Origin of the sequence: Dehalobacter sp. 12DCB1, assembly GCF_004343605.1 — a bacterium.
In the GTDB taxonomy this organism is placed as follows: Bacteria; Bacillota; Desulfitobacteriia; order Desulfitobacteriales; family Syntrophobotulaceae; genus Dehalobacter.
This window is the reverse complement of the sequence record NZ_POSF01000019.1, coordinates 108,770-133,820: the sequence shown is the minus strand read 5'-3', so window position 1 is coordinate 133,820 and position 25,051 is coordinate 108,770. Positions and strand designations below refer to the sequence as shown.

Sequence of the window (25,051 nt, the reverse complement as noted above, 5' to 3'; positions counted from 1 at the left end):
TTAAGGAGTGAAACTTAAATGGGTAAACAAAAATTTGACCGTTCCAAACCCCACGTTAACGTAGGTACTATCGGCCACGTTGACCATGGTAAGACAACAACGACTGCTGCAATTACATTTGTTCTGTCTAAGGTCGGCGGTGCTGTTGCGACTGCATTTGACCAGATCGACAAAGCACCTGAAGAGCGTGAACGCGGAATTACGATTTCTACCGCTCACGTTGAGTATGAAACTGCTAACCGTCACTATGCGCATGTTGACTGCCCAGGCCATGCAGACTATGTTAAAAACATGATCACTGGTGCTGCTCAGATGGACGGTGCCATCCTGGTTGTATCCGCTGCTGACGGCCCGATGCCCCAGACGCGTGAACACATTCTGCTTGCCCGTCAGGTAGGTGTGCCTTACATCGTTGTATGGCTGAACAAAGTTGACATGGTTGATGATCCTGAACTTCTCGAACTGGTTGAAATGGAAGTTCGTGAATTGTTAAGCGAATATGAATTTCCTGGCGATGATATCCCTGTTATTCCCGGTTCGGGACTCAAAGCTCTGGAGTGCGGATGCGGACAGAGAGACTGCGAATGGTGCGGCAGGATCTGGAATCTGATGGATGCTGTTGACAGCTATATTCCTCAGCCGGAGCGTGCTGTAGACAAACCGTTCCTGATGCCTGTAGAAGATGTCTTCACGATCACTGGTCGTGGTACTGTTGCTACCGGCCGTGTAGAGCGTGGCGTTCTTAAAGTGGGCGATGAAATTGAAATTGTTGGTCTTAACGAGAAACCTCGCAAGAGCGTTTGCACAGGTGTTGAAATGTTTCGTAAGCTGCTTGACCAGGCTCAAGCTGGTGACAACATCGGTGCACTGCTTCGCGGTGTTGAGCGTAAAGACATCGAGCGCGGACAGGTTCTGGCTAAACCCGGAAGCATCAAACCGCATACAAAGTTTAGCGGTGAAGTATATATTTTGAGTAAAGAAGAAGGCGGACGTCATACTCCTTTCTTTAACAATTACCGTCCTCAGTTTTACTTCAGAACAACTGACGTTACCGGCGTGATCAAACTTCCGGAAGGTACAGAAATGATTATGCCTGGCGACCGTGTATCAATTGAATGTGAACTGATTACTCCGATTGCTATGGAAGAAGGACTCCGCTTCGCTATCCGTGAAGGTGGACGTACCGTTGGATCCGGCGTCGTAGCCAAAGTTGTCGAATAATTTACTAGTTGATATTTGGGGAAGCTGCCAGAAGATGTCTGCGCAGCTTCCCAACGTCCACGGATGGACTAGTGTCGCGGTGCCATGGACGGCAAGGAGCGGCCAACGTCCACGGATGGATGTTCTCTACGCAAAAGGTTGCTGTCTTCGGTGACTCCGCCGCAAGACAGGGAATTTTTGCGCCAATAGCCTTGTTTAACAGGCGATATTTTTAGGAGGTAAAGAAATGAACCAAAAGATTAGAATCCGGCTGAAGGCCTTTGACCACAAAACGCTTGATCAGTCGGCAGAAAGAATTGTTGATACCGCAAAAAGAACCGGTGCAAGCGTAAATGGCCCGATACCCCTTCCGACAGAAAAGAGTATTTACACCATTTTGCGTTCGCCGCATGTCAACAAGGATTCCCGCGAACAGTTTGAAATGAGAACGCACAAGAGATTGATCGATATTATTGATCCCACCTCCAAAACAGTGGATGCACTGATGAGACTGGATCTGCCTTCTGGTGTAGATATCGAAATTAAATTATAATTAGAGTCTGGCGTTTTTCTGGAATATGTGGTAAAATAGATATGTTTGTGACACGAAACACCCGGAGGTGTGGAACACTTTTGGGGTAAGTGTTGCTAAACGCATATAATATATTAATTGACTACACTCTCGTGCCCCGTTTCAGACGGTGCACTTCAAAGTGTACAGGAGGTGGCGTCGTGTCTAGAGGAATTCTGGGTAAAAAAGTGGGTATGACCCAAATTTTTGCAGAAGACGGAAAAGTGATTCCGGTGACTGTTGTTCAGGCCGGTCCTTGTTATGTCCTGCAGAAAAAAACTGAAGCTTCAGACGGTTATAACGCAATTCAGGTTGGTTTTGATGAGAAAAGAGAAAATCTTGCAATCAAGCCTGAAAAAGGTCATTTCAGAAAATCCGGTGTCAAATTTATGCGCTTTATTAAGGAGTTCAGGACTGCTGAGGTAGATTCCTTTGAAGTTGGTCAGGAAATCAAAGCGGATATCTTCGTAGCCGGTGACAAAGTTGATGTAGTTGGAACTTCCAAAGGTAAGGGTTTTGCTGGTATGCATAAGCGTCATGGAGCTCGTCGCGGACCCATGGGTCATGGATCAAAGTATCATCATCGTACAGGTTCCATGGGCGCGAAAGGGCCGGCTCGTGTTTTCAAGGGAAGAAATTTACCTGGACGGATGGGTGGAGAAAGAGTTACGGTTCAAAACCTTGAAGTTGTAAGGGTTGATACTGATAAAAACTACATCCTTATTCGGGGATGCGTACCTGGTGCTAAAAAAAGCCTGCTGATACTGAAAGAATCGGTTAAAGCGAAATAATCCGTAAGGAAAGGAGGATAAAGCAATGCCTAAGGTACAGGTTGTAAATATGCAAGGATCTCCGGTTGGAGAAATGGAATTAAATGAAACGATATTTGGAATAGAGCCCAATACCCATGTTATGCATTCCGCTGTTGTAGCCCAGCTGGCAAACGCCAGAGTCGGCACCCATTCTACATTAGGTCGGAGCGAAGTCAGAGGTGGCGGTCGCAAGCCTTGGAAACAAAAAGGAACAGGTCGGGCCAGAGCTGGCACCATCCGTTCACCGCTCTGGAGAGGCGGCGGCATCGTATTCGGGCCAAAACCGAGAGACTATAGTAAAAAGCTTCCTAAGAAAGTGAAGAGACTGGCTTTGTGCTCAGCACTTTCCAGCAAAGTGATTGACAACAGCCTGATCGTAATTGATCAAATCAGCTTTGAGCAGCCAAAAACCAAAGAAATGGTTAAACTTCTGGAAGCTCTGAAAATTGATAAAAAAGCGCTTCTCGTTGTGGAGAACAATGACGATAATAACGTTCTGGTCTCTGCGCGCAACATACAGGGAGTGCTTACCTCAAGAGCAGATGCCTTAAATGTTGTAGATCTTTTAAAATATGATTTTGTGATATTTACCAAGGCGGCTGTGATGAAGACTGAGGAGGTGCTGAGCAATGCGTGATGCTCGTGACGTGCTGATTCGCCCGGTCATTTCTGAAAAATCGGTCGGATTGGTAGAGGAAAATAAATACTCCTTCTGGGTTAGCACTGCGGCTAATAAGATTGAAATCAAATCAGCTGTAGAGAAAATGTTCAAAGTTAAAGTTGATGACGTTCGCACCATGAAGGTTAAAGGAAAAGAAAAACGCCAGGGCCGTTATTCAGGTATGACACCTACCAGGAAGAAAGCTATTGTAACCCTGAAGGCCGGCGACAAAATTGAAGGATTTGCAGGTCTGTAGTTTTAAGGCAAAGGAGGTAGAAAAAAATGCCAATTAGATCGTACAAACCAACATCTCCGGGACGCAGACAGATGACTGTACTGAATTTCGATGAGATTACCAGGAATGAGCCTGAACGTTCCCTTATCGCCCCCTTGCGCAAGAAGGGTGGAAGGAATAATGAAGGACGTCTGACAGTTCGTCATCAAGGCGGCGGCCACAAGAGACGTTATCGTCTGATAGATTTTAAAAGAATTAAAGATGGCGTTCCTGCCAAGGTTGCTAGCATTGAATATGATCCGAACCGTTCTGCTAACATCGCTCTTCTAAACTATGCTGACGGCTTTAAAAGTTACATTATTGCTCCCAATGGACTTAAGGTGGGCCAGGAAATTGTAAGTGGCGAACAAGCTGATATCAAAACCGGCAATACGTTAAAGCTTAAGAATATCCCGGTCGGAACACTGATCCATAATATTGAGATGAAACCCGGCAAAGGCGGTCAGTTAGTCCGGTCAGCCGGCGGATCAGCTCAGTTGATGGCCAAAGAAGGCAGTTATGCAACACTCAGACTCCCGTCGGGAGAAATGAGAATGATCCACATTGAGTGCCGGGCCACGATTGGCCAGGTCGGAAACCTGGATTTTGAAAACGTGACAATCGGTAAAGCTGGAAGATCCCGTTGGCTCGGGATTCGTCCGACAGTCCGCGGTTCAGTCATGAACCCGTGTGATCACCCCCATGGCGGTGGTGAAGGACGTAACCCGATTGGACGTAATCCTGTCACTCCTTGGGGTAAACCAGCCCTCGGCGCCAAGACTAGGAAAAAGAAGAACCAAAGCAATAAGTTTATTGTCAAGCGTAGAGATAAGAAGTAAGCGAAAGGAGACCTCATAATGGGCAGATCTCTAAAAAAGGGACCTTATGTCAGCGCTCGTTTGTTAGAACGGGTGGAAGATATGAATAAAAACGGCGAGAAGAGAGTATTGAAGACTTGGTCCAGACGATCCACCATTTTCCCACAGATGATTGGTCATACAATTGCCGTCCATGACGGACGCAAGCATGTACCTGTTTATATTACAGAAGATATGGTCGGGCACAAACTTGGTGAATTTGCATTGACCCGGACTTTCAAAGGACATGCCGGAAGTGAAAAATCGAGCGGCTTACGCTAGTTGAGAGGAGGTAAAGAAAAATGGAAACAAAAGCAGTTGCTAAATTTATCCGTATCTCTCCTCGCAAGGTGCGCCTGGTTGTAGATCTGATTCGCGGCAAGAAAGTTGAAGAAGCGATGGCGATCTTGAAATTTACGCCGAATATATCTGCTGAACCGGTTGGCAAGGTGTTGAAGTCAGCAGTAGCAAACGCGGAACACAACCTGGAAATGAGTCCGGATGATCTGTATGTTACCAAAGTATTTGTTGATCAGGGACCAACCTTAAAGCGTATCATGCCTCGGGCGCAAGGAAGAGCTGACAGGATCCGTAAACGGACCAGTCACATTACCGTTGTCGTCGGGGATAAGAAGGAGGAATAGGCAAAGCATGGGTCAAAAAGTTAACCCCAAAGGTCTTCGTATTGGCATTATCCGTTCGTGGGAAGGCCGCTGGTATGCTGATAAGAACTACAGGGAGCTCCTCCACGAAGACTTAAAAATTCGTAAATTTGTAACCGACAAACTCCAACAAGCTGGAGTTCCTAAAGTTGAAATAGAGCGCGCTGCAAACAGGGTCAAAGTATCTGTTCATGCTGCAAAACCTGGGATTGTAATCGGTCGCGGCGGCGCTGAAGTTGAAAACCTGCGCAAGGCATTGGAAACAATGACCGGCAAACAGGTTGCAGTTAATATTGTTGAAATCAAGAAGCCTGAACTGGATGCCAAGCTGGTGGCTGACAGTGTCGCTCAGCAGCTTGAAAAACGCATTTCCTTCCGGAGAGCGATGAAACAGACTGTAGGCCGTACCATGCGTGCAGGTGCCCAGGGAATCAAAATTTCATGCAGCGGACGTCTGGGTGGAGCTGAAATTGCCCGTACAGAATGGTATAACGAGGGAAAAGTTCCTCTTCATACCCTACGGGCAGACATTGACTATGGATTTTCCGAAGCCAATACAACGTATGGCAAAATTGGCGTAAAAGTATGGATTTACCGTGGAGAAGTTCTTCCGACCAAGAAGTCCGTTCAGGAGGAAGGAGGATTATAAAATGTTAGTACCAACCAGAGTAAAGCATCGTAAACAACATCGTCCGAGTCTTAAAGGAAAGGCTCAGAGAGGTACTAAAGTAGTTTACGGTGAATATGGATTGATGGCGCTCGAGAATGCCTGGGTCACCAACCGGCAGATTGAGGCAGCTCGTATCGCAATGACGCGTTACATTAAGCGTGGCGGCAAAGTATGGATCAATATCTTTCCTGATAGGCCGATCACGGCAAAGCCGGCTGAGACTAGAATGGGTAGTGGTAAAGGTACTCCGGAATACTGGATTGCTGTTATCAAACCCAACAGAGTCATGTTCGAACTTGCAGGTATTCCCGAGGAAGTTGCCCGTGAAGCCTTAAGACTTGCAGCTCATAAACTTCCGATTAAATGCAAGTTTGTCCGCAAAGAGGATCAGGCTGAAGAACAGGTTGGAGGTGGCGCAGATGGCGAAGAATAAGAATTTCCGTGATATGACCGATGAAGAGCTCCTGAAACAGATTGACGGACTCAAAACGGAATTATTCAATTTGCGTTTCCAATTAGCTACAGGACAACTTGATAACCCGATGCGGATCAAAGAGGTTCGTAAAGGGATCGCGAGAGGCAAAACCATTCTCCGTGAGCGCGAGCTCAAACGTGCTTAAGGTAGGAAAGGAGGCAAAAACATTGGAAAGAACAATGCGCAAAACGCAATATGGCAAAGTTGTCAGCGATAAAATGGATAAAACGATTGTTGTTGCAATTGAAACCAGAAAAAAACATCCAATCTATCATAAAACAGTAAAGGTTACCAAAAAATACAAGGCGCATGATGAGAATAACGAGGCTAGATTAGGGGATACCGTCCTGATTATGGAGACCAGACCGTTAAGCAAAGAAAAAAACTGGAGACTGGTCAAAGTTGTTGAAAAAGCGGTTATTCTCTAAGCCGAGGAAATATCAAGCAGCTAAGAAAGGAGGTTCCGCCCAATGATTCAGGCTGAATCAACCCTTAAAGTGGGAGATAATACCGGAGCAAAAAAACTTTTATGTATCCGTGTGTTGGGTGGTTCTAAACGTCGTTACGCAACAATTGGTGATGTCATCGTTGCTGCGGTTAAAGAAGCAACACCAGGCGGCGTTGTCAAAAAAGGTGATGTTGTCAAAGCTGTTGTTGTCCGTACTACCAAAGAAATTAAAAGACCAGACGGTTCATATATCCGATTTTCCGAAAATGCAGCAGTCATTATTAAAGATGACAAAAGTCCGAAAGGCACACGTATTTTTGGACCCGTTGCCCGTGAACTGAGAGAAAAGGATTACATGAAAATCGTTTCGCTGGCACCGGAAGTACTATAGAAAAAACCGGACGGAGGTGAAGTTATAATGTCCGCCGAAAGAACAAAAGTAAACGTCAGAAAAGGCGATATGGTCATGGTAATAACCGGCAAGGATGCCGGAAAAAAAGGCAAGGTTCTTGAGGTTCTTCCCCAGAAGAGCAGAGTCGTAGTCGAGAAGGTCAACATTGTAAAGAAACATCAGAAACCGACCAAAGATATGCCTCAGGGTGGAATTGTCGATAAAGAAGCTCCGATTCACAGCTCCAATGTGATGTTGTTTTGTACAGAATGTAATTCTGTCACCAGGAAAAGTATGAAGATTACTGGAGAAGGTAAAGTGAGAGTCTGCAAGAATTGCGGACACAATTTGCCGGAAGAAAATAAGAAGTAATTCTGGAAGGGAGGTACTCTGGTGGCTCGCTTAAGAGATTATTATAAAAATGAGATAACCCCGGCTCTGCAGAAGAAATTTGATTATAAAAATATTATGCAAACACCGCGTCTGGAAAAAGTGGTTATCAATATAGGCCTGGGAGAAGCCATTCAAAATCCGAAAGCCATTGATTCTGCTGTAGATGATCTCATGACGATTACGGGTCAAAAACCGGTCGTAACACGGGCGAAGAAGTCGATTGCAGCGTTTAAGCTTCGTGCAGGCATGCCAATTGGTGTGAAGGTTACTTTAAGAGGTGACCGGATGTATGAGTTTGTTGACAGGCTGCTGAATGTAGCGCTTCCTCGCGTCAGAGATTTTCAGGGAGTGTCCGCTAAGGCTTTTGACGGCAGAGGCAATTATACCCTCGGTATCAAAGAGCAGTTGATATTCCCGGAAATCAACTTTGACAAAATTGATAAAATTAGAGGAATGGATATCGTCTTTGTGACAACGGCGAACACTGATGAAGAAGCAAAGGAACTGCTTAAAGCATTCAGAATGCCGTTTAAGGACTAGATATGAAGGAGGCTTAAGATATGGCCAAGACGTCAATGATTGTTCGTCACCAACCAAAATATTCTGTACGCGTGCATAACCGCTGCAAGATCTGTGGCCGTCCGCACGCTTACATGAGAAAATTTGGAATATGCAGGATATGCTTCAGAGAACTGGCTTATAAAGGCGAGCTGCCTGGTGTAACCAAGGCTAGTTGGTAAGCATTATTGGAGAAAGGGGGAAATAAAAGTGTCAATAACATCAGATCCTATCGCCGATTTCCTGACACGGATCCGGAATGCCGGGATGGTTTACCACGATAAAGTTGAAATACCTGCTTCAAGCATTAAGAAGGCTCTGGCCGAACTATTGAAACAGGAAGGCTTTATCAAGGATTATGAATATATTGATGACAATAAACAGGGGGTCTTGAGACTATACCTTAAGTACGGCCCTAACCGGGAAAGAGTCATCACCGGCTTGAAACGTATCAGCCGCCCCGGCTTAAGAGTTTATGCGAAAAAAGACCAGATTCCTAAAGTCTTAGGAGGTCTGGGCGTTGCTGTGATATCTACCTCCAAAGGCATCATGCCTGACAGACAGGCACGCAATGAAGGTTTAGGTGGAGAAGTTATCTGCTATATTTGGTAAAGGATGGAGGTGTAGAATATGTCTCGAATTGGTAGAAAAGCAATCACCATTCCAGGTGGGGTGGAAGTTAAACAAGAAGGTCAGGTCGTTACCGTTAAAGGCCCTAAAGGAACGCTTACCAGAGAATTCCGGCCTGAAATCGGTATTCAAGTAGAAGAAAATACAATCAGCGTTACCCGTCCCAACGACGAACCTTTCTACCGTTCGCTTCACGGACTGACCCGCACCCTTCTTGCCAATATGGTGGAAGGCGTATCAAACGGGTTTAGCAAGAATTTGGATCTTGTCGGAGTAGGATATCGTGCTGCTCTTTCAGGTAAAAAACTTGTGCTTACTGTCGGCAAATCTCATCCCGTAGAAATGGAACCCTATGAAGGGATCGAAGTCGAAGTTCCCGCACCGAACAAGGTGATTATTAAAGGAATCGATAAGGAACAAGTCGGTAATTTTGCTGCAGATGTTCGTAAGCAACGTGAACCGGAACCGTATAAAGGTAAAGGGATTAAATACGAAAAAGAAGTCATCCGCCGCAAGGAAGGTAAAACCGGCGGTAAGAAATAAGGTAAGGGCAAAATCTCTTGCCGCGTAGAAAGGATGAAAAAGCTTGATTAAAAAGAGTGACCGCAGACAAATTCTGAAACAGAAGCATAAAAGTGTCCGCAAAAGAATCCAGGGCACAGTCGAAAGACCACGTATGGCGGTATTTAGAAGCTTAAATCATATTTATGCCCAGGTTGTTAACGATGACCTTGGAATTACCCTGGCCGCAGCTTCTTCTCTTGATGCTGAGTTTAAAGCAGCAGAGTTGTCCGGAGGAAACATCGAGGGAGCCAAAAAAGTTGGTGAACTCATTGCGAAAAAAGCACTGGATAAAGGAATTACCCAAGTGGTCTATGACCGCGGCGGCAGCCTATATCACGGCAGAGTTGCAGCTCTGGCCGAAGCCGCTAGAGAAGCAGGACTTGACTTCTAATCTTTAGAAAAGGAGGGAAAATCATTGTCAAATATCGATCCTAGTAAACTGGAGCTCACCGAGAAAATTGTACACATTGCCCGTGTTGCTAAAGTTGTCAAAGGCGGAAGACGTTTCAGCTTCAGTGCCCTGGTTGTCGTCGGCGACGGCAATGGTATTGTCGGCGCAGGACTCGGAAAAGCAACCGAAGTTCCGGAGGCTATTCGTAAAGGCGTAGAAGATGCTAAGAAGAATCTGATTGTTGTACCTTTAAAAGGAACAACGATCCCGCATCCGATTCTCGGCCAATTTGGTGCCGGTGAGGTTCTGCTGAAACCCGCTGCCAAAGGTACCGGAGTTATTGCCGGTGGTCCGGTGCGTGCTGTTCTTGAAGTAGCAGGGGTTAAAGATATACTTACAAAATCGCTGGGATCTTCCAATGCTCATAACGTTGTCAATGCAACGATGGCCGGCCTCAAGGCGCTGAAGCGTGATATTGACGTTGCCAAAGCCCGCGGCAAGGCAGTGGAAGAAATCATTTAACGACATGATGGCCTGATGTCGCAACGGCCATGGTGGAATGGAGCGACAAAGGCCCTGGAACGATAAACCGATATAATGTATCGCAGCACCAAGTAAGGAGGTGTCCATATTGAAACTCCATGAACTCAAACCTGCAGAAGGTTCGACCAAATCACGTAAACGTGTTGGAAGAGGCAATGGCTCGGGACTTGGGAACACGGCCGGCCGTGGCAGCAAGGGTCAGAAAGCCCGTTCTGGCGGTGGTGTCCGTCCAGGATTTGAAGGTGGCCAGATGCCCATTACCCGCAGACTTCCGAAACGCGGTTTTACAAATAATTTTGGTAAAGAATATGAGGTCATCAATGTATCCGATCTTGAAGAAAGATTTGAAAATGGTGAAGAAGTTACCATTGAAGCTTTATTTGAGACTGGACTCATCAATAAAGTCAAGGATGGTGTCAAAGTACTCGGAGACGGGGAATTGACCAAATCATTAACCGTAAAAGTTCATAAGGTAAGCAAAACAGCAGCAGAGAAAATTACTGCTGCCGGTGGAAAAGTAGAGGTGGAATAAATTGATACTTGAAACCCTGAAAGATGCCTGGAAAGTTTCAAGCATTAGGAAGAAAATAGGGTTCACCTTGCTTATGCTTCTGGTCTTTAGGATTGGGTCTCACATCCCAATTCCGTTTATGGATCGTGAAGTGCTTCAAAACATGATGGGCAGTGGAGGATTGTTTGATTTCTTCAACACATTCTCTGGTGGCTCCCTGAAACGCTTCTCTGTATTCTCGTTAAGTATCATGCCCTATATCACTGCTTCGATCATCATTCAACTCTTAACGGTCGTCATTCCTTATCTGGAAAGACTATCAAAAGAGGGCGATCAGGGCAGGAAAAAGATTGTTCAGTATACCCGCTATGGTACTGTTGTACTTGGTTTCATCAATGGTTTTGGACTAACCATCGGCTTAAGAGGCGCGCTTATGATTCCTCAGGAGTCGCTTAGGATTCCAATTTACATTATGATTGCAGTCGTACTGACCGCAGGTACAGCTTTTCTGATGTGGCTGGGCGAACAGATCACTGAAAATGGCATTGGCAATGGTATCTCACTCATTATCTTTGCCGGTATTGTAGCTGGGATTCCGGATGCAATCAAGTACTTGGTTGGGCTGCTGAAGGTTGGCGAAATTGGCTGGATATCAATCGTAGGCTTAGTGGTTATTGCAGCGCTGATTATTGCCGCTGTTGTATTTATCCAGGAAGGCCAAAGAAGAATTCCGGTTCAATACGCCAAAAGAGTTGTCGGCCGCAAGCAATACGGCGGACAGAGCTCTCATATTCCGTTAAAAGTTAATCAGGCTGGTGTTATTCCGATTATCTTTGGTATTTCCTTAATGGCCTTTCCGGCAACCATTGCGACCTGGCTCCCACAGGACTCAGCCTTTGCTCTGTTTGCTCAGAAATGGCTGCAGATGAACGGCTCAGCCTATTCAATACCGTACTTGATCATGTATGCATTGCTCATCATTTTCTTTACCTATTTCTATACAGGAATTACCTTTAATCCTGTAGATGTCGCGGATAATCTTAAAAAGTACGGTGGCTTTATTCCCGGAATTCGTCCGGGCCGTCCAACCTCAGATTATCTGTTTAAAATCCTGAGCAGAGTGACTTTGGCAGGTGGGATATTCCTGGCACTGATTGCTGTTCTCCCCAGTCTGATCATGGGGTTCACCGGAATAGATAACATTTATTTAGGTGGAACATCCCTGCTGATTGTGGTCAGCGTTGCTCTTGATACGATGAAACAGATGGAGAATCAACTGATGCAACGTCACTATCAGGGATTTTTAAAGTAGGAGGCAATCGAGATGAGAATGATACTCATGGGTCCTCCTGGAGCAGGAAAAGGAACACAAGCTGATTTGCTCATTGAGCATTATCATATACCTCACATTTCAACTGGGGACATGTTCAGAGCCGCAATCAAGGAACAGACTGCCCTGGGACTGAAGGCCAAAGAATATATGGATGCTGGAACCCTCGTCCCCGACGAAGTCACGATTGGGATTGTAGCTGACAGATTGACTCAGGCTGACTGTCAAAATGGTTTCCTTCTGGACGGGTTTCCCCGTACGGCTGCCCAGGCGGATGCTTTGGCGAAAATCTTAAGCGACATGAAAATTACTCTGGACGGAGTCATCAACATTGAACTGGGCGAAGCAGATCTCTTGGAACGGCTCACCGGAAGAAGAGTCTGCAAACAGTGCGGAGCAACCTTCCATACTGTCTTTAACGCTTCTAAAGAAAAGGATGTTTGTGACAAGTGCGGCGGTGCACTCTACCAGAGAAGCGATGACACACTAGAAACAGCACAAAACCGGCTGAAGGTGTATAACGCACAGACTGAACCCCTGATTGCATATTATAACAACCAAGGTTTGCTCAAGAGAATTCAGGGAGATAAGGATATTAAGCAGGTTTTCAGCGATGTTCTCAGTGTGTTGGAGTAAGAAACCATGATTGAATTGAAGAGTAAGGAACAGCTTGCCCGCATGCGGAAAGCTGGCCGGATCGTGGCAGAAACTCTGGAACTGATGCGGAAAATGGTTGCCCCGGGAGTAACTACGGAACAACTGGACAGAGCAGCGGAAGATTACATTGGCAAATGCAATGCAATTCCTGCCTTCAAAGGGTATAACGGCTTCCCCGCAACACTGTGTACTTCGATTAATGAAGAAGTGGTGCATGGGATCCCGGGTTTAAGGGCCCTGAAAAGTGGAGATATTATCAGTATTGATTGCGGGGCAATCATTGACGGATACGTTGGTGATTCTGCGATTACACTGCCGGTAGGAGAAATCAGTAGGGAACTTCAAAATCTGCTGGCAGTGACTGAAGAATCTCTCAGGTGTGGGATTGACCAGGCGCTGAAAGGCAACCGGCTGTTTGATATATCTTACGCTGTTCAGACGTATGTAGAAGAGAATACAATGTCGGTCGTTCGGGACTATGTAGGTCACGGAATCGGCAGAAAAATGCATGAAGAACCTCAAGTACCCAATTTTGGCAAACCCGGCAGGGGGCCGAGACTCGAGGTAGGAATGGTCCTGGCGATAGAACCCATGGTTAACTTAGGAGGCTATCAGGTTGAGACTCTTGAGAACCAATGGACTGTTGTAACAAAAGATCGCCGAGCATCGGCACATTTTGAACACACAGTGGCCATCACTGAAAATGGCCCGGAAATACTAACTCGAATTGAAGGCTGAAGACCGGTATAAAATGTCAAAGGAGGGATAGGCGCAATGTCAAAAGAAGATGTGATTGAGGTTGAAGGTAAAGTACTGGAACCACTGCCGAACGCAATGTTTACGGTAGAACTGAACAACGGTCATAAGGTGCTGGCGCATGTCTCCGGCAAGATACGGATGCATTTTATTAGAATTTTGCCTGGAGACCGGGTCACGGTGGAGCTTTCTCCCTATGACTTGACCAGAGGACGAATTGTTTACAGATTTAAGTAAGGGCGAGGGAGGGATCACAGGTGAAAGTAAGACCTTCTGTGAAACCGATTTGTGAAAAGTGTAAAATCATTAAACGGCACGGAAAAGTCATGGTTATTTGCGAAAATCCAAAGCATAAACAACGCCAAGGCTAACTTGATGTTCGAGGTTCGAAGTTCGAGGCACGATGTTAGGGTATATGATCGCGGCATCTTGTTTTCAAACAACGAACATCGAACATAGAACGGCAACGGGTGTATACCGTTGCGAGGCCGTTATCAAAAGATTAAGAACGAGAAAAACAACAATAAGCACTGATTATTCGGACTTCGAGCATCGAACTTCGAACATCGATTAAAACGGGGGTGTGAAATTTAGATGGCACGTATCGCAGGGGTGGATATACCTCGGGACAAACGTGTTGAGGTTGCTCTTACCTACATTTATGGTATCGGCATTTCTCAATCCAAAAAAATCCTGACAAAAACACAGATTAACCCTGATACCAGGGTCAAAGATCTTACAGACGACGAAATCGCCAAGATCAGAGAAACCATTGATAAAGAATTTAAGGTCGAAGGCGATCTGCGTAGGGAAGTGTCCCTTAACATTAAAAGACTGATGGAAATCGGCAGTTATCGTGGCCTTCGCCATCGTCGTGGACTGCCTGTGCGCGGACAGCGGACCAAAACCAATGCCCGTACAAGAAAAGGCCCCGCAAGAGCAATTGGCGGTAAGAAGAAAAAGTAAAGGAGGGCATTGAAACATGGCTCGTAAAGTAGTTCGTACCAGAAAAAGAGAACGTAAGAATATTGAAAGCGGCATAGCACATATCAAGTCGACTTTTAATAATACGATTGTCACGATTACCGACACGACCGGAAATGCACTTTCCTGGTCAAGCTCGGGTTCTTTAGGTTTCAAAGGTTCGCGTAAAAGCACGCCTTTTGCTGCGCAAATGGCTGCAGAGACAGCTGCCAAAGCAGCAATGGAGCATGGGCTTAAAATTGTTGAATGTTTTGTGAAAGGTCCAGGATCAGGCCGTGAAGCCGCAATCAGAGCATTGCAGGCAGCAGGTCTGGAAGTGAACCTTATTCGGGACGTAACTCCGGTACCGCATAACGGATGTCGGCCGCCCAAACGCAGAAGAGTATAGGGGGTGTAAAACATGGCTAAATATACAGAATCAGTATGTCGTCTGTGCCGGCGCGAGGGTCAGAAGTTATTCCTGAAAGGGGATCGCTGCTATACCAATAAATGTGCTGTGGACCGTCGGACGTATGCTCCGGGAATGCACGGACAGAGCAGAGGCAAGAAACCGACTGAGTATGGCATTCAGCTCAGAGAAAAGCAGAAAGTTCGGAGAATCTATGGCGTTCTGGAAAAGCAATTCCGTGGCTATTTTGATAAAGCTGCACGTCAAAAAGGTATGACCGGGGAAAACCTTCTCCGTTTATTAGAACGCCGTTTGGACAATGTAGTTTACAGACTGGGCTTTGCTTCATCCAGACCCGAAGCACGCCAGCTTGTAACGCATGGACATATTACAATCAACGGCAAACGCGTCGATATTGCATCTTATCTCGTCAGCGCTGGTGAAGCAATTTCGATTAAAGAAAGCAGCAGAGACAACAACAGAATGAAGGAAATGGCCGAATCCCTGAAGGATCGTGCTGTTCCGGCATGGTTAAGCCTGGATATCAATACTATCACCGGGACCGTCATCAACATGCCGACCCGTGAAGATATTCAGATTCCGATTGAAGAACATCTTATCGTAGAGAAATATTCTCGTTAAACTTTTCCGGGAAAGAAGGGGTGCATTCCGATGCTTGAAATCGAGAAGCCCAATATTGAATGTGTTGAGAGATCTGAAGATAATACCTATGCCAAATTTGTTATTGAACCCTTGGAGAGAGGCTATGGCATTACCTTAGGGAATTCCCTGCGTCGTATCCTGCTTTCTTCTCTACCCGGGTCCGCGGTAACTTCAGTCAAAATAGAAGGCGTATTACACGAATTCTCAACTATTCCAGGAGTCTTGGAAGACGTAACAGAGATCATCCTCAATATTAAATCCCTCGCTCTCAAAGGCCATACAGATGAACCGCGCGTTCTGCGTTTGGAATGTGAAGGGGAAAGGGTTGTTACCGCAAGAGACATTATCACCGGTCCCGATATTGAGATTCTCAATCCAGATTTAAAGATCGCCACGTTGGATAAAGACGGACGTCTTTTCATGGAAATGAACGTCGAACGTTCCCGCGGCTATGTCTCGGCTGAGAAGAATAAAAAGGCAGATCAGGTAATCGGCGTTATTCCTGTCGATTCTATCTTTACCCCAATCTATAAAGTCAACTATGCTGTAGAAGATACTCGGGTCGGTATGATGACTGACTTTGACAGGCTTACCTTGGAAGTGTGGTCTAACGGCAGTATTACCCCAAAAGAGGCAACGAGCCTCGCAGCCAAGATTTTGAGCGAACATTTGAGGCTCTTTATCGGACTGAATGATAATCTGGGTAATGTTGAAATCATGGTGGAAAAAGAAGAAGAAGCCAAAGATAAGATTCTGGAGATGACCATTGAAGAACTGGATCTTTCCGTAAGATCTTATAACTGCCTAAAACGCGCCGGCATAAACAGTGTTGAAGAACTGACCCAAAGAACAGAAGAAGATATGATCAAAGTACGCAATCTTGGACGCAAATCTCTGGAAGAAGTCGAACACAAGCTCAGAGAACTTGGGCTGGGATTCCGTACTCCGGAAGATTAAACCTAAAGGGGGGATCACAGTTGGCATACCGTAAGCTTGGAGTTAACATGAGCCAAAGAAAGGCAATGTTAAGAAATATTGTAACTTCCTTGCTGAAGCACGGAAAGATCAAGACGACAGAAGCAAGAGCAAAAGAGCTGAATTCACTGGCAGAAAAAATGATTACCTTAGGCAAAAGGGGTGACCTAGCTGCCAGACGTCAAGCAATGCAATTTCTGTTGGATGAGACGGTAGTAAAAGAGCTGTTTGAAACGATAGCTCCTAAATACGCCGATAGGCAGGGTGGCTACACCAGAATCATGAAAAACGGATACCGTCGTGGAGATGCTGCCGAAATGGTTTTAGTTGAGCTAGTGGACTAAGATGAAGGTCAGGTTACTCCAGCAAGGTAACCTGGCCCGATGCCGCTTCAACTAAAGTCAAACATTAAATCAAAGTTTCGTATTGCTGGAGAGAAAAATGCGCAACATCCTTCTGCGATTAGCCTATGATGGTACAAACTACCACGGATTCCAGCGCCAGCCAGAGGAACATGGACAAACCATCCAGGGGGAGCTGGAAAAGGTCTGGAAGAAGCTTTTTGCCGAAGAAATCAGAATCACAACGGCGGGCAGGACGGATACAGGCGTACACGCTGCCGGCCAAGTGGTTAATTTCTGTTCAGAAGCGCGTATTCCGCAGGAGAAGATTCCTAAGGCCATAAACAGTATTCTGCCGTATGATATCAGAATTCTTGAGGCCAGGGATATGCCTGAAGATTTTAGTGCCAGGAGAAGCGCCAAGTGGAAGAGATATGATTACAGAATTGACAACGGACGAATTCCTGACGTTTTCAGAAGACTGTACGCTCTCCATGAGCCGGTGCAGCTGAATGTTGACGCCATGCAAATGGCAGCTTCCCAACTTGAAGGGAAACATGACTTCAGCGCATTTGCCGCTGCCGGGTCTTCGGCTAAAAGTTTTGTCCGGACACTGTACCACTGCAAAGTATGTTGGTTGGATGAACAAATCGTAGTTACCTGTATTGGTAATGGGTTTCTTTATAACATGGTAAGAATCATTGCCGGTACCTTATTGGATGTAGGTAAAGGCAGAATACTTCCGGAAGAGATTTCAGATGTAATTATGTCCAGGGATCGGACCAAAGCAGGTGAGACTGCTCCGGCCAGAGGACTGACCCTAACCTATGTCAACTATGACGGATCCAGTCCCGGTGAAATCTTTCCGGAAATTTGAGAAACAGGAAACCATAGGTTGACGAAAGACGTTATTTTAGTTAAAATTTTTAAGTAGTCTTTTACCGAAACGTGAATGAGCCCTTCACGTCAGGTGATGATATAACGAAATCGTACATGAAAACATGATGCACGCGATTAAAAATGGAGGGAACCAACATGACCACCACGCAATTTGCGAAAGCCCATGAGGTGGACCGTAAATGGTTAGTCATTGACGCAGCCGGTGTCTCTTTGGGAAGAGTGGCAGCTGAAGCCGCCCGCTTGCTCAGGGGAAAACATAAGCCGATATTTACCCCAAATGTTGACACAGGTGACTTTGTCATTATCGTCAATGCAGATAAAACATTGATTACCGGCAATAAACTAGATAATAAAATGTATCGCTGGCACACCGGTTATCCAGGCGGACTGAAAGAAATGACCTACCGGGTGCTGATGAGCAAAGCCCCCGAAAAAGCTATGGAACATGCTGTAAAAGGAATGCTTCCTCACAACAAACTTGGTGCACAGATGTATAAGAAACTTAAGGTATACTCGGGACCGGAACATCCGCATCAGGCTCAAAAAGCAGAAGTATGGAATATGAAATAGTTGGAAGGAGGTAAAAGCATGTCAGCACAGCTTCAGTATCAAGGTACAGGCAGAAGGAAAAATGCAGTTGCCCGGGTCAGACTTCTGGCCGGTAACGGAAAATATACGATTAACGACAGAGACCTAAGTGAATACTTCGGTAAAAAAACCTTAGAGATGATTGTTCAGCAGCCCTTAGAAATAACTGAAACTTTAGGGAAATACGATTTAATTGCCAGAGTTCACGGCGGCGGTACAACCGGCCAGGCCGGTGCCCTCAGAATGGGTATTGCCAGAGCTTTGCTTAAAGCAGATGAAAGTCTTCGTCCGGCTTTAAAACGCGCAGGTTTCCTTACCCGTGACCCACGTATGAAAGAGCGCCGTAAATACGGACTCAAAAAGGCTCGCAAAGCGCCTCAATTCTCGAAACGTTAATTCAATAAATATAATAATCCCTCAACACACGTATGGTTGGGGGATTTTTTATTATGATAAAGACCATACTTTATAATCATTCCCTCCTGAATAATTGCCTGCCCTTCACCATAGATATAGGTGAGAGGGGGAGAACCATGGCCAAACAAATAAATTATTCACGGATCAGCGGATTGATGCACAGACAAATAATTCCGAAACCAAAGATTATACTGGCATCAAGCATTATTGTTCTTCTGGCCGTAACCGGTATTTTTTTCAGCCAGAAAACAGCATTACATACTGCTAAGGATGTTCCGGGCTGGAGTTGGATACTCGGGGGGGTAACCGTAACGATCGATGCCGGTCATGGCGGGGTTGACCCTGGGGCTGTTGGCGTCAATAAAACCCTGGAGAAGGATGTGAACCTGCAGGTTTCTAAAAGGCTGCAGGTACTGTTCATCCAGGCCGGAAGCAAAGTTGTGATGCTAAGGGAGCAGGACCGGGATTTTGGGACTTCTTTAAGCTTGCTTCAACGCAAAAGAGAGGACTTGGCCTACCGGATTCAAACCGCTATGGAATCCCAGGCTAAAATATATCTGAGTATTCATGCCAATAGTTTTTCCGATCAAAGACAGCATGGCCCGCAAGTGTTTTACCATCCGGAATCCGAGGGAGGAAAACTGCTGGCTGAAAGTATCCAGCAAAGTTTGAATAAAGTCGGAACAAAAAAACGGGAAGCAAAGGCAAACCAAAGCTATTTTATCCTCAAGAATACGAATATGGTGGCCGTGACGATTGAAGTCGGTTTCCTGTCCAATCCGGAAGAAGAAAAAAAATTAAACCAAAGTGCTTATCAGCAACAGCTGGCCATGGCTATTTTCGAAGGAGTGGGCAATTATCTGGCCAAGGAACAGCCGGTGGCGGCAGACGATTAATTTATAAAAAAATTAATTATAAAAGGTCACAAAAGGAAATTCACCGTGCTGGCAATAAATAAAGGAAGATGCACAATTAATCCCGAATATATCAGATAATCAGCCGTAGAAGCTGTAACGGACCTGAGCTTTTTAGGCTGGTGCTTGGCACTATTTTAAATCTATTTAAAAGGTTAAAAACCGAAATAAGAGTTGTTCCTTCTGCCCAGAAGCATTGTTTATAAATTGTTTAGATTCTGTTTACAGATATTCAAGATATTGGGAGTAAAATAAGATCAGAAAGCTTTCCAATATTTGAAAAGGAGTAAGTGAAGATGAGAATATCTAAAAAAGCGGCGCTGCCGGTAGTCTTTACTGTCGGGATTCTGTTGTTTGCATCAACTGCACTGGCGGACATTGTCAGCAAGAGCGGCTATGATACGCTTAAGGACGGCTTAAAGCAAAGCGCCGCGAGCTGTTCAGAGAAATTTAACAACTTTACCCTGGATTATTCATTTGTCATAAAGTATAACGGTGAAATCATCAGTTCCCAGAACGATGTCAAAAAATTTGACCGGCTGAATGGTGCGACTGAAGACAGCTCCCGTAGTCTGAGTCCAGACGGAAAGGTTTCCGATTCTTATTACTATACGGATAAGAACACCTGGATCAATGGCACGGATATCGGCACCGGCAATGAAGCCTATTACTATACCGAATATACCCAGGAACGCCAAATGGATGTATTTGACAATCCTTTTAAACAGGATGAAGCGGAAGATGTTGAGAAGATTGTGGATGCGGTTGTCGGCAGTTTGAAGGACCATGTGGTTGTTCAGGAGAATGCCGATGGCAGCAAAGCGCTTTCGGGTTCCCTGTCTGAAGTACAGATTCCGGCTTTGGTCAACGCGGTGGCTTCCCTTCAGGTCAAACAGGCTTTTTCGGGACAAAACAGCTATAGTGCCAGAATCCCTGTACTAACGCAGGATATCTATGTGAAACAAATTGAAGGGTCGGCCACAGTTAATTCGGACGGTCTCTTGGATTACATTCTGGCAACAGTGATATTATCCGGAAAGGACGCACAGGAACAGGCCCATGAAATTACGATGGAAACGCTTGTTAAATTGACGGATATTAATGAAACGGTTGTTCAGAAGCCGGACCTTAGCGGCAAAAAAGTTAAGAGAACAACAGAAAGAAACAGTGCCGGACCTCAGATCTCCAATCCTGAAAAATTTATCGGGACATTTAAAAACGATATTATCATCGAGCAAGACGGGAAATTTGTCAAGATTGGCGAACGCATTCTGCAAATCGCCCATGTTGAGAGCGCAAATATTGCCGGAAAATATTCCGAGGAATACAAAGAAGGCTTTGAGACGTATGCTCAGAATGCCCTGACCTTTACGTTTGACGCCACAACTTCCAATCAGGCAAAATCGGATGCCATGTTTGAATTCAGAGATAATGATGGATTGAACCGGTCCGGAAGTATCTACCTGGATGAAGCAAATGCCAAGGTGTATTTCAACCTGAACATGTCCAATGGGCCTTACGATTCCGTCTTCTCGCCTGTTCTGGAATGAATAGACGCAATGTTAGATGACAGACAACGAATAACGTGTAACAAAACGAATAACCAATGGCAATAACTTTAAAATTGGAGCTGCCGGGATTCCCCGGCAGGCTCCTTGCATGCGCAATGGGGGCAATTAAATGGAAAAAGTAATTGAAATATGCAGCTTGACCAAACTGTATAAAAATGGCCGGGGTATTGACGATATCAATCTGGAAATTGATCAGGGAGATATTTTTGGTTTTCTTGGGCCAAACGGTGCAGGAAAAACAACGGCAATGAAGGTCATGACCGGCTTAATCCGGTCGGACCGCGGTGATGTCAAGATTTTCGGGCATAGTATTACCGAATCGTATGAGAAGGCCATGGCGGAAGTTGGCTGTATTATTGAAATTGCTGACTCTTATCCGTTCTTGACCGCTTATGAGAACTTAAGGCAGCGTGCCCGGTATTATCCGGGAGTCGATGACCACAGAATTGATGAAGTTCTGGAGCTTACCGGTATGATCAAATACAAACAGGAAAAACCCAGGAAGTTTTCCCTGGGCATGAAGCAACGTTTGGGTTTAGCTGCGGCTATTCTGGCCAGGCCTAAAGTTTTGATTCTGGATGAGCCATTGAACGGACTCGATGTCGAGGGGATGATCGATGTCCGTAATCTCATTAAGCAGATGGCTGAACAGGAAGGAACGACCTTTTTTATTTCAAGCCATTTGATCCATGATGTTGAACTTACCTGCACCAGGATTGGGGTCATCGTCAACGGAAAGATGCTCAATGTGGACAGCACGGAAAAGATTCTGCAGAATTACGCCACGTTGGAAAATTACTTTGTCAGTGAGGTGGAACGCAATGGCCGCGTATAAAGCTGCTTTGATCAATGAAATTGAAAAGCTGTACAAAAAGAAGAAAGCTCTGGTTGCGCTGATTATCTCACTGGTTGTGATTGTGCTGGGGCAGCTGGCTGTCGTTGGTGTCAGAAGCGGCTTTGGTGTAAGAGGCGCCGGCAGCGTGGAATTTCCCGTACTGGTTCTATCGGTCGTCGTTAATACAATTTTGCCACTGTTTACAGCGCTCGTCGCCATTGATTGTTTTTCCGGGGAATTTTCCCATAACTTGATGCGTGTTACGCTGACCAGGCCGGTCAGCAGGTTGAAAGTATTTATGGCTAAAGTCACGGCCATTGCGGTTTTTATTCTAGCCAACCTACTGATCCTAATGGTCTTCTCAATGCTGGCCGGTTTTCTGTTTAATGCCAATTCCGCTACTTTTGCCGCCGTAGAGCGAACGATGCTTGCTTATGTGATCAGTCTGTTTCCACTGTTTACATTGGCTTTGGGGATTGTGCTTCTGACCAATATATTTAAAAGTGGCACATCGGTATTTTTTATTGCGGTTATTGCTTTTCTGGCCATCAAGGCTTTTGGCATTTTCTTTTCCCAGTACACAAGCCTGCTGATTACTACGCAGCTTGACTGGTATAATTTGTGGCTGGCTAATTCTTTTCCGCTGGCGAAGATTGGCAGGGATTTTTGTCTGATGCTCGGCTACGCGCTGATGTTTTTTACAGCAGGGTTTTATTTATTTGATAAAAAAGAGTTCTAAATCGCAGAATTTGCTTTGCTTAAAGACGATACTAAATGACTTGAATATGATGAGGACCTGCAATGAATCTTAAGAAACGCTTAATCGCAGCAAATGCAGCTACCGTGGCAATTCCGGTACTGATTACAGTACTGGTCGCCATGGCTTATCTGTTTATATACAGCAAACTATATGGCAATATATATTCCTGGGAAAGCTACCAGCGGGCCTCTCAGGTTGAGGCAGTACTGATGGATATAGAAAGACTGATCCAGCAGGAGAGCCCCGACGCGATTGCCGATGAAAAGTTCCAGCGGCTGCTGCGCCAGAAAATAGCTGAAATCGGAGGCGAACTGATTATCCTGAAGGATGATAGCATGATCTATACCTCGCTGGATGCACCGGGAATTGGCAAAATTGAGCTGGCTAAGGCCTTGGAAGCAGGACAAAACAAGCCTGGCAAGGAAAGCATTGTGATCAGTGGTCAGTCCTTTACGGTTCAGATTATTGCGCAGGATCCCACAGATACTGCTGGGGGAACCGTGCTGTTGCTCGTTCCACCGGATCAAGCAGCTAACGGCCTGATTCAGTTTCTCATTGTGATCGGCCTGACGTTCCTTTGCTCTTTCATTGTTACGAACATCCTGATCTCCTATCAGTTTTCGCGGGCGGTTTTGCAGCCACTGAATCATCTACAACATGCTGCAGATGAGATCCGGACCGGCAACCTAGACTGCCAGATTGCCGAAGAAGGTGACCAGGAGATTGAAGCATTGTGCCGGGACCTTGAGCTTATGCGCCTTAAGCTCAAGGAATCGATCCATACCCAGCTGAAATACGAAGACAACAGAAAAATGCTGATATCCAGCATATCCCATGATTTAAAGACTCCCGTTACTTCGATTAAGGGTTATGTTGAAGGCATTTTGGACGGCGTCGCAAATACCCCGGAAAAAACGGAGAAATACTTGAAAACCATCTATGTAAAGGCTGAGCAGGTTGATAAGATGATTGATGATTTGCTGCTCTACGCCAAACTTGATCTAAACCAGATTCCGTTTAATTTTGAAAGGACCGATGTTCAGGAATTCATTAGAAACTGCTTACTGGAAAGTGAACCTGAACTCGAAAATAATAGAATACACACGGAAATGTTCAGTGACCTGACCCAAAAGCGCTGCGTTTTTCTTGATCGGGAACGAATGAAAAGAATTGTAATGAACATTCTGGACAACTCCCGCAAGTATATAGACAAAGATGAGGCGGTAATAAGGGTTCTGCTCAGGGAGACGCCTTCCAGTATTATTATGGAGTTTCAGGACAATGGGTGTGGAGTCAGTGAAAAGGATCTGCCGTATATTTTTGACCGGTTTTACCGTTCCGATCAGGCCAGAACAGGGATTGAGGGAAGCGGCCTCGGACTTGCGATTGCCAAACAGATCGTCGAGGGGCATCAGGGTATTATCTGGGCAACGTCCCACGGCAAGGAAGGAATGAGTATTTTGATTTCACTGGCCTATCTTAAAGACGAGTACCATGTCAACTCTAAATCTACATGAAGAAAACCATCCAAAAACGAGGACTGTTATGAAAAAGATTCTGATTATTGAAGACGATCTGAATATTGCGGAACTGCAACAAGATTACCTAGAAGTGGAAGGTTTTGCAGCCGATATTTGTGCGGATGGTTCTGCCGGTCTGAAGCAGTTCCAGGAAAACGGCTATGATCTCCTAATCCTTGATATCATGCTTCCGGGTCTGGATGGTTTGGAGATTCTGCGCAGTCTAAGAGATGAAAAAGAGGTTCCTGTGATTCTGGTATCCGCTAAAAAAGAGGAAATCGACAAAATCAAAGGCTTTAATCTCGGAGCGGATGACTATATCACGAAACCCTTCAGCCCGGGTGAACTCGTCGCCAGGGTCAAAGCGCATCTGCAGAATTATGAAAAACTGAAGAAGAAATTCAGCGAAAAGCAGATAAGGCACAACACTGTAGTGATCCGTGGACTCAGGATCGAGAAAGAAGCCCGCAGAGTTTATATCCATGACAAAGAAGCCAATCTGGCCCAGAAAGAATTTGAGCTGCTTTTATATCTGGCAGGGCATCCCAACCGGGTATTCGGCAGAGACGAATTATTTGAAAAGGTCTGGGGACTTGAGGCGCTCGGTGATTCTGCTACGGTCACGGTTCATATCGCCCGACTGCGTGATAAAATAGAAAGCGACCCTTCCAACCCGCAGTATATCGAAACGGTCTGGGGAGCAGGCTACCGGTTCAGGGTTTAATAAGAACATCAGAAATGAATCCATTACGCAGCAAAGGAAGAAGATCGTGTTGTAAGGTCTCATGAAAAATACTTTTCGCATAACGGAGAGTATTTTTTTTTGGAAAAAGACGGAATG

At 45.5% G+C, this 25,051-nt stretch carries 40 protein-coding genes; all 40 read left to right on the top strand.

Translation table 11 applies throughout. The features are described 5' to 3' along the window. Positions 1–18: 18 nt before the first annotated feature. The 40 genes from tuf to C1I38_RS12600 all read left to right on the top strand — a co-directional run bounded on the left by tuf (position 19) and on the right by C1I38_RS12600 (position 24,934). Positions 19–1,221 (top strand): elongation factor Tu, encoded by a 1,203-nt coding sequence (gene tuf / locus C1I38_RS12795; protein WP_020491309.1) that lies wholly within the window; start codon positions 19–21, stop codon positions 1,219–1,221. A 226-nt stretch (positions 1,222–1,447) separates the two neighbouring features. After that, a complete protein-coding gene (rpsJ, locus tag C1I38_RS12790) occupies positions 1,448–1,753 on the top strand; it encodes a 30S ribosomal protein S10 (protein WP_015043943.1) in 306 nt (101 codons plus the stop codon). A gap of 179 nt (positions 1,754–1,932) precedes the next feature. Further along, complete coding sequence (gene rplC, locus C1I38_RS12785; RefSeq protein WP_119774975.1) at positions 1,933–2,562, top strand: 50S ribosomal protein L3; 630 nt, start codon at positions 1,933–1,935, stop codon at positions 2,560–2,562. Positions 2,563–2,587: 25 nt separating this feature from the next. Then, a complete protein-coding gene (gene rplD / locus C1I38_RS12780; protein ID WP_020491307.1) occupies positions 2,588–3,220 on the top strand; it encodes a 50S ribosomal protein L4 in 633 nt (210 codons plus the stop codon). Beyond that, positions 3,213–3,500, top strand: a complete 288-nt coding sequence (rplW, locus tag C1I38_RS12775) for a 50S ribosomal protein L23 (RefSeq protein WP_015043940.1) — start codon at positions 3,213–3,215, stop codon at positions 3,498–3,500. The genes rplD and rplW overlap by 8 nt, the downstream gene beginning before the upstream one ends. Before the next feature lie 26 nt (positions 3,501–3,526). Beyond that, entirely contained in the window at positions 3,527–4,357 is an 831-nt protein-coding gene (rplB, locus tag C1I38_RS12770; RefSeq protein ID WP_026156237.1) for a 50S ribosomal protein L2, read from the top strand. A gap of 18 nt (positions 4,358–4,375) precedes the next feature. Next, positions 4,376–4,657, top strand: a complete 282-nt coding sequence (gene rpsS, locus C1I38_RS12765) for a 30S ribosomal protein S19 (protein WP_015043938.1) — start codon at positions 4,376–4,378, stop codon at positions 4,655–4,657. A 20-nt stretch (positions 4,658–4,677) separates the two neighbouring features. Then, complete coding sequence (rplV, locus tag C1I38_RS12760) at positions 4,678–5,019, top strand: 50S ribosomal protein L22 (RefSeq protein ID WP_019225211.1); 342 nt, start codon at positions 4,678–4,680, stop codon at positions 5,017–5,019. A 7-nt stretch (positions 5,020–5,026) separates the two neighbouring features. Next, positions 5,027–5,686, top strand: a complete 660-nt coding sequence (gene rpsC, locus C1I38_RS12755; RefSeq protein WP_020491305.1) for a 30S ribosomal protein S3 — start codon at positions 5,027–5,029, stop codon at positions 5,684–5,686. Between the two features lies 1 nt (position 5,687). Then, positions 5,688–6,140 (top strand): 50S ribosomal protein L16, encoded by a 453-nt coding sequence (rplP, locus tag C1I38_RS12750; protein ID WP_020491304.1) that lies wholly within the window; start codon positions 5,688–5,690, stop codon positions 6,138–6,140. Then, positions 6,127–6,327: a 50S ribosomal protein L29 gene (gene rpmC / locus C1I38_RS12745; RefSeq protein ID WP_020491303.1), complete on the top strand. Its 201-nt coding sequence runs from the start codon at positions 6,127–6,129 to the stop codon at positions 6,325–6,327. The genes rplP and rpmC overlap by 14 nt, the downstream gene beginning before the upstream one ends. A 22-nt stretch (positions 6,328–6,349) precedes the next feature. Then, positions 6,350–6,610 (top strand): 30S ribosomal protein S17, encoded by a 261-nt coding sequence (gene rpsQ, locus C1I38_RS12740; protein WP_015043933.1) that lies wholly within the window; start codon positions 6,350–6,352, stop codon positions 6,608–6,610. Positions 6,611–6,652: 42 nt separating this feature from the next. Further along, positions 6,653–7,021 (top strand): 50S ribosomal protein L14, encoded by a 369-nt coding sequence (gene rplN / locus C1I38_RS12735; RefSeq protein WP_020491301.1) that lies wholly within the window; start codon positions 6,653–6,655, stop codon positions 7,019–7,021. 27 nt (positions 7,022–7,048) lie between these two features. Further along, entirely contained in the window at positions 7,049–7,393 is a 345-nt protein-coding gene (gene rplX / locus C1I38_RS12730; RefSeq protein ID WP_034382017.1) for a 50S ribosomal protein L24, read from the top strand. Between the two features lie 21 nt (positions 7,394–7,414). Continuing rightward, positions 7,415–7,954 (top strand): 50S ribosomal protein L5, encoded by a 540-nt coding sequence (rplE, locus tag C1I38_RS12725; protein ID WP_015043930.1) that lies wholly within the window; start codon positions 7,415–7,417, stop codon positions 7,952–7,954. A gap of 20 nt (positions 7,955–7,974) precedes the next feature. Then, on the top strand, positions 7,975–8,154 hold the full coding sequence (locus C1I38_RS12720; protein ID WP_015043929.1) for a type Z 30S ribosomal protein S14: 180 nt from the start codon (positions 7,975–7,977) through the stop codon (positions 8,152–8,154). A 28-nt stretch (positions 8,155–8,182) separates the two neighbouring features. After that, positions 8,183–8,584: a 30S ribosomal protein S8 gene (gene rpsH, locus C1I38_RS12715; RefSeq protein WP_020491299.1), complete on the top strand. Its 402-nt coding sequence runs from the start codon at positions 8,183–8,185 to the stop codon at positions 8,582–8,584. A gap of 18 nt (positions 8,585–8,602) precedes the next feature. Next, positions 8,603–9,145: a 50S ribosomal protein L6 gene (rplF, locus tag C1I38_RS12710; protein WP_020491298.1), complete on the top strand. Its 543-nt coding sequence runs from the start codon at positions 8,603–8,605 to the stop codon at positions 9,143–9,145. 43 nt (positions 9,146–9,188) lie between these two features. Next, on the top strand, positions 9,189–9,557 hold the full coding sequence (rplR, locus tag C1I38_RS12705; protein WP_020491297.1) for a 50S ribosomal protein L18: 369 nt from the start codon (positions 9,189–9,191) through the stop codon (positions 9,555–9,557). Positions 9,558–9,581: 24 nt separating this feature from the next. Then, the gene (gene rpsE, locus C1I38_RS12700; RefSeq protein ID WP_020491296.1) at positions 9,582–10,079 is read left to right on the top strand and encodes a 30S ribosomal protein S5; all 498 of its coding nucleotides are present in this window, start codon (positions 9,582–9,584) and stop codon (positions 10,077–10,079) included. 109 nt (positions 10,080–10,188) lie between these two features. Continuing rightward, the gene (rplO, locus tag C1I38_RS12695) at positions 10,189–10,632 is read left to right on the top strand and encodes a 50S ribosomal protein L15 (RefSeq protein WP_020491295.1); all 444 of its coding nucleotides are present in this window, start codon (positions 10,189–10,191) and stop codon (positions 10,630–10,632) included. Between the two features lies 1 nt (position 10,633). Continuing rightward, positions 10,634–11,923 (top strand): preprotein translocase subunit SecY, encoded by a 1,290-nt coding sequence (gene secY / locus C1I38_RS12690; RefSeq protein ID WP_020491294.1) that lies wholly within the window; start codon positions 10,634–10,636, stop codon positions 11,921–11,923. Between the two features lie 12 nt (positions 11,924–11,935). After that, complete coding sequence (locus C1I38_RS12685) at positions 11,936–12,577, top strand: adenylate kinase (RefSeq protein WP_020491293.1); 642 nt, start codon at positions 11,936–11,938, stop codon at positions 12,575–12,577. Positions 12,578–12,583: 6 nt separating this feature from the next. Continuing rightward, the gene (map, locus tag C1I38_RS12680; protein WP_020491292.1) at positions 12,584–13,336 is read left to right on the top strand and encodes a type I methionyl aminopeptidase; all 753 of its coding nucleotides are present in this window, start codon (positions 12,584–12,586) and stop codon (positions 13,334–13,336) included. A 36-nt stretch (positions 13,337–13,372) separates the two neighbouring features. Next, positions 13,373–13,591: a translation initiation factor IF-1 gene (gene infA / locus C1I38_RS12675; RefSeq protein WP_015043920.1), complete on the top strand. Its 219-nt coding sequence runs from the start codon at positions 13,373–13,375 to the stop codon at positions 13,589–13,591. A 20-nt stretch (positions 13,592–13,611) separates the two neighbouring features. Beyond that, on the top strand, positions 13,612–13,725 hold the full coding sequence (rpmJ, locus tag C1I38_RS12670) for a 50S ribosomal protein L36 (protein ID WP_083916719.1): 114 nt from the start codon (positions 13,612–13,614) through the stop codon (positions 13,723–13,725). 223 nt (positions 13,726–13,948) lie between these two features. Beyond that, entirely contained in the window at positions 13,949–14,320 is a 372-nt protein-coding gene (gene rpsM, locus C1I38_RS12665; RefSeq protein WP_020491291.1) for a 30S ribosomal protein S13, read from the top strand. 16 nt (positions 14,321–14,336) lie between these two features. After that, the gene (rpsK, locus tag C1I38_RS12660) at positions 14,337–14,726 is read left to right on the top strand and encodes a 30S ribosomal protein S11 (protein ID WP_020491290.1); all 390 of its coding nucleotides are present in this window, start codon (positions 14,337–14,339) and stop codon (positions 14,724–14,726) included. Between the two features lie 12 nt (positions 14,727–14,738). Further along, positions 14,739–15,368 (top strand): 30S ribosomal protein S4, encoded by a 630-nt coding sequence (gene rpsD / locus C1I38_RS12655; RefSeq protein WP_020491289.1) that lies wholly within the window; start codon positions 14,739–14,741, stop codon positions 15,366–15,368. A 30-nt stretch (positions 15,369–15,398) separates the two neighbouring features. Then, entirely contained in the window at positions 15,399–16,346 is a 948-nt protein-coding gene (locus C1I38_RS12650) for a DNA-directed RNA polymerase subunit alpha (protein ID WP_020491288.1), read from the top strand. Between the two features lie 20 nt (positions 16,347–16,366). Then, entirely contained in the window at positions 16,367–16,708 is a 342-nt protein-coding gene (gene rplQ, locus C1I38_RS12645) for a 50S ribosomal protein L17 (RefSeq protein ID WP_026156236.1), read from the top strand. Positions 16,709–16,805: 97 nt separating this feature from the next. Beyond that, positions 16,806–17,582, top strand: a complete 777-nt coding sequence (gene truA, locus C1I38_RS12640) for a tRNA pseudouridine(38-40) synthase TruA (protein WP_199698235.1) — start codon at positions 16,806–16,808, stop codon at positions 17,580–17,582. A gap of 158 nt (positions 17,583–17,740) precedes the next feature. After that, the gene (gene rplM / locus C1I38_RS12635; protein WP_020491285.1) at positions 17,741–18,175 is read left to right on the top strand and encodes a 50S ribosomal protein L13; all 435 of its coding nucleotides are present in this window, start codon (positions 17,741–17,743) and stop codon (positions 18,173–18,175) included. Between the two features lie 18 nt (positions 18,176–18,193). Next, positions 18,194–18,589: a 30S ribosomal protein S9 gene (gene rpsI / locus C1I38_RS12630; protein WP_020491284.1), complete on the top strand. Its 396-nt coding sequence runs from the start codon at positions 18,194–18,196 to the stop codon at positions 18,587–18,589. A gap of 137 nt (positions 18,590–18,726) precedes the next feature. Continuing rightward, complete coding sequence (locus C1I38_RS12625; protein ID WP_119774976.1) at positions 18,727–19,506, top strand: N-acetylmuramoyl-L-alanine amidase; 780 nt, start codon at positions 18,727–18,729, stop codon at positions 19,504–19,506. A gap of 314 nt (positions 19,507–19,820) precedes the next feature. Beyond that, positions 19,821–21,074: a hypothetical protein gene (locus tag C1I38_RS12620; RefSeq protein ID WP_119774977.1), complete on the top strand. Its 1,254-nt coding sequence runs from the start codon at positions 19,821–19,823 to the stop codon at positions 21,072–21,074. A gap of 130 nt (positions 21,075–21,204) precedes the next feature. Beyond that, positions 21,205–21,930, top strand: a complete 726-nt coding sequence (locus C1I38_RS12615; protein ID WP_119774978.1) for an ABC transporter ATP-binding protein — start codon at positions 21,205–21,207, stop codon at positions 21,928–21,930. Further along, positions 21,917–22,669 (top strand): ABC transporter permease, encoded by a 753-nt coding sequence (locus C1I38_RS12610; protein ID WP_020491280.1) that lies wholly within the window; start codon positions 21,917–21,919, stop codon positions 22,667–22,669. The genes C1I38_RS12615 and C1I38_RS12610 overlap by 14 nt, the downstream gene beginning before the upstream one ends. Positions 22,670–22,731: 62 nt before the next feature. Further along, entirely contained in the window at positions 22,732–24,207 is a 1,476-nt protein-coding gene (locus tag C1I38_RS12605; RefSeq protein ID WP_119774979.1) for a HAMP domain-containing sensor histidine kinase, read from the top strand. A gap of 28 nt (positions 24,208–24,235) precedes the next feature. Continuing rightward, the gene (locus tag C1I38_RS12600; protein ID WP_020491278.1) at positions 24,236–24,934 is read left to right on the top strand and encodes a response regulator transcription factor; all 699 of its coding nucleotides are present in this window, start codon (positions 24,236–24,238) and stop codon (positions 24,932–24,934) included. Positions 24,935–25,051: the final 117 nt, after the last annotated feature.

Bases quoted from the DNA above. Each gene is read 5' to 3' on its own strand.
- rpsJ (WP_015043943.1), top strand. From the start codon at position 1,448: ATGAACCAAAAGATTAGAATCCGGCTGAAGGCCTTTGACCACAAAACG.
- rplV (WP_019225211.1), top strand. From the start codon at position 4,678: ATGGAAACAAAAGCAGTTGCTAAATTTATCCGTATCTCTCCTCGCAAG.
- tuf (WP_020491309.1), top strand. From the start codon at position 19: ATGGGTAAACAAAAATTTGACCGTTCCAAACCCCACGTTAACGTAGGT.
- rplX (WP_034382017.1), top strand. From the start codon at position 7,049: ATGTCCGCCGAAAGAACAAAAGTAAACGTCAGAAAAGGCGATATGGTC.
- rpsS (WP_015043938.1), top strand. From the start codon at position 4,376: ATGGGCAGATCTCTAAAAAAGGGACCTTATGTCAGCGCTCGTTTGTTA.
- C1I38_RS12620 (WP_119774977.1), top strand. From the start codon at position 19,821: ATGAGAATATCTAAAAAAGCGGCGCTGCCGGTAGTCTTTACTGTCGGG.
- rplM (WP_020491285.1), top strand. From the start codon at position 17,741: ATGACCACCACGCAATTTGCGAAAGCCCATGAGGTGGACCGTAAATGG.
- map (WP_020491292.1), top strand. From the start codon at position 12,584: ATGATTGAATTGAAGAGTAAGGAACAGCTTGCCCGCATGCGGAAAGCT.
- rplB (WP_026156237.1), top strand. From the start codon at position 3,527: ATGCCAATTAGATCGTACAAACCAACATCTCCGGGACGCAGACAGATG.
- rplN (WP_020491301.1), top strand. From the start codon at position 6,653: ATGATTCAGGCTGAATCAACCCTTAAAGTGGGAGATAATACCGGAGCA.
- C1I38_RS12615 (WP_119774978.1), top strand. From the start codon at position 21,205: ATGGAAAAAGTAATTGAAATATGCAGCTTGACCAAACTGTATAAAAAT.
- rplD (WP_020491307.1), top strand. From the start codon at position 2,588: ATGCCTAAGGTACAGGTTGTAAATATGCAAGGATCTCCGGTTGGAGAA.
- C1I38_RS12605 (WP_119774979.1), top strand. From the start codon at position 22,732: ATGAATCTTAAGAAACGCTTAATCGCAGCAAATGCAGCTACCGTGGCA.
- truA (WP_199698235.1), top strand. From the start codon at position 16,806: ATGCGCAACATCCTTCTGCGATTAGCCTATGATGGTACAAACTACCAC.
- rpsM (WP_020491291.1), top strand. From the start codon at position 13,949: ATGGCACGTATCGCAGGGGTGGATATACCTCGGGACAAACGTGTTGAG.
- rpsI (WP_020491284.1), top strand. From the start codon at position 18,194: ATGTCAGCACAGCTTCAGTATCAAGGTACAGGCAGAAGGAAAAATGCA.
- C1I38_RS12720 (WP_015043929.1), top strand. From the start codon at position 7,975: ATGGCCAAGACGTCAATGATTGTTCGTCACCAACCAAAATATTCTGTA.
- infA (WP_015043920.1), top strand. From the start codon at position 13,373: ATGTCAAAAGAAGATGTGATTGAGGTTGAAGGTAAAGTACTGGAACCA.
- rplW (WP_015043940.1), top strand. From the start codon at position 3,213: ATGCGTGATGCTCGTGACGTGCTGATTCGCCCGGTCATTTCTGAAAAA.
- C1I38_RS12610 (WP_020491280.1), top strand. From the start codon at position 21,917: ATGGCCGCGTATAAAGCTGCTTTGATCAATGAAATTGAAAAGCTGTAC.
- C1I38_RS12625 (WP_119774976.1), top strand. From the start codon at position 18,727: ATGGCCAAACAAATAAATTATTCACGGATCAGCGGATTGATGCACAGA.
- rpsD (WP_020491289.1), top strand. From the start codon at position 14,739: ATGGCTAAATATACAGAATCAGTATGTCGTCTGTGCCGGCGCGAGGGT.
- rpmC (WP_020491303.1), top strand. From the start codon at position 6,127: ATGGCGAAGAATAAGAATTTCCGTGATATGACCGATGAAGAGCTCCTG.
- rplF (WP_020491298.1), top strand. From the start codon at position 8,603: ATGTCTCGAATTGGTAGAAAAGCAATCACCATTCCAGGTGGGGTGGAA.
- rpsK (WP_020491290.1), top strand. From the start codon at position 14,337: ATGGCTCGTAAAGTAGTTCGTACCAGAAAAAGAGAACGTAAGAATATT.
- C1I38_RS12650 (WP_020491288.1), top strand. From the start codon at position 15,399: ATGCTTGAAATCGAGAAGCCCAATATTGAATGTGTTGAGAGATCTGAA.
- rplP (WP_020491304.1), top strand. From the start codon at position 5,688: ATGTTAGTACCAACCAGAGTAAAGCATCGTAAACAACATCGTCCGAGT.
- rpsC (WP_020491305.1), top strand. From the start codon at position 5,027: ATGGGTCAAAAAGTTAACCCCAAAGGTCTTCGTATTGGCATTATCCGT.
- C1I38_RS12600 (WP_020491278.1), top strand. From the start codon at position 24,236: ATGAAAAAGATTCTGATTATTGAAGACGATCTGAATATTGCGGAACTG.
- C1I38_RS12685 (WP_020491293.1), top strand. From the start codon at position 11,936: ATGAGAATGATACTCATGGGTCCTCCTGGAGCAGGAAAAGGAACACAA.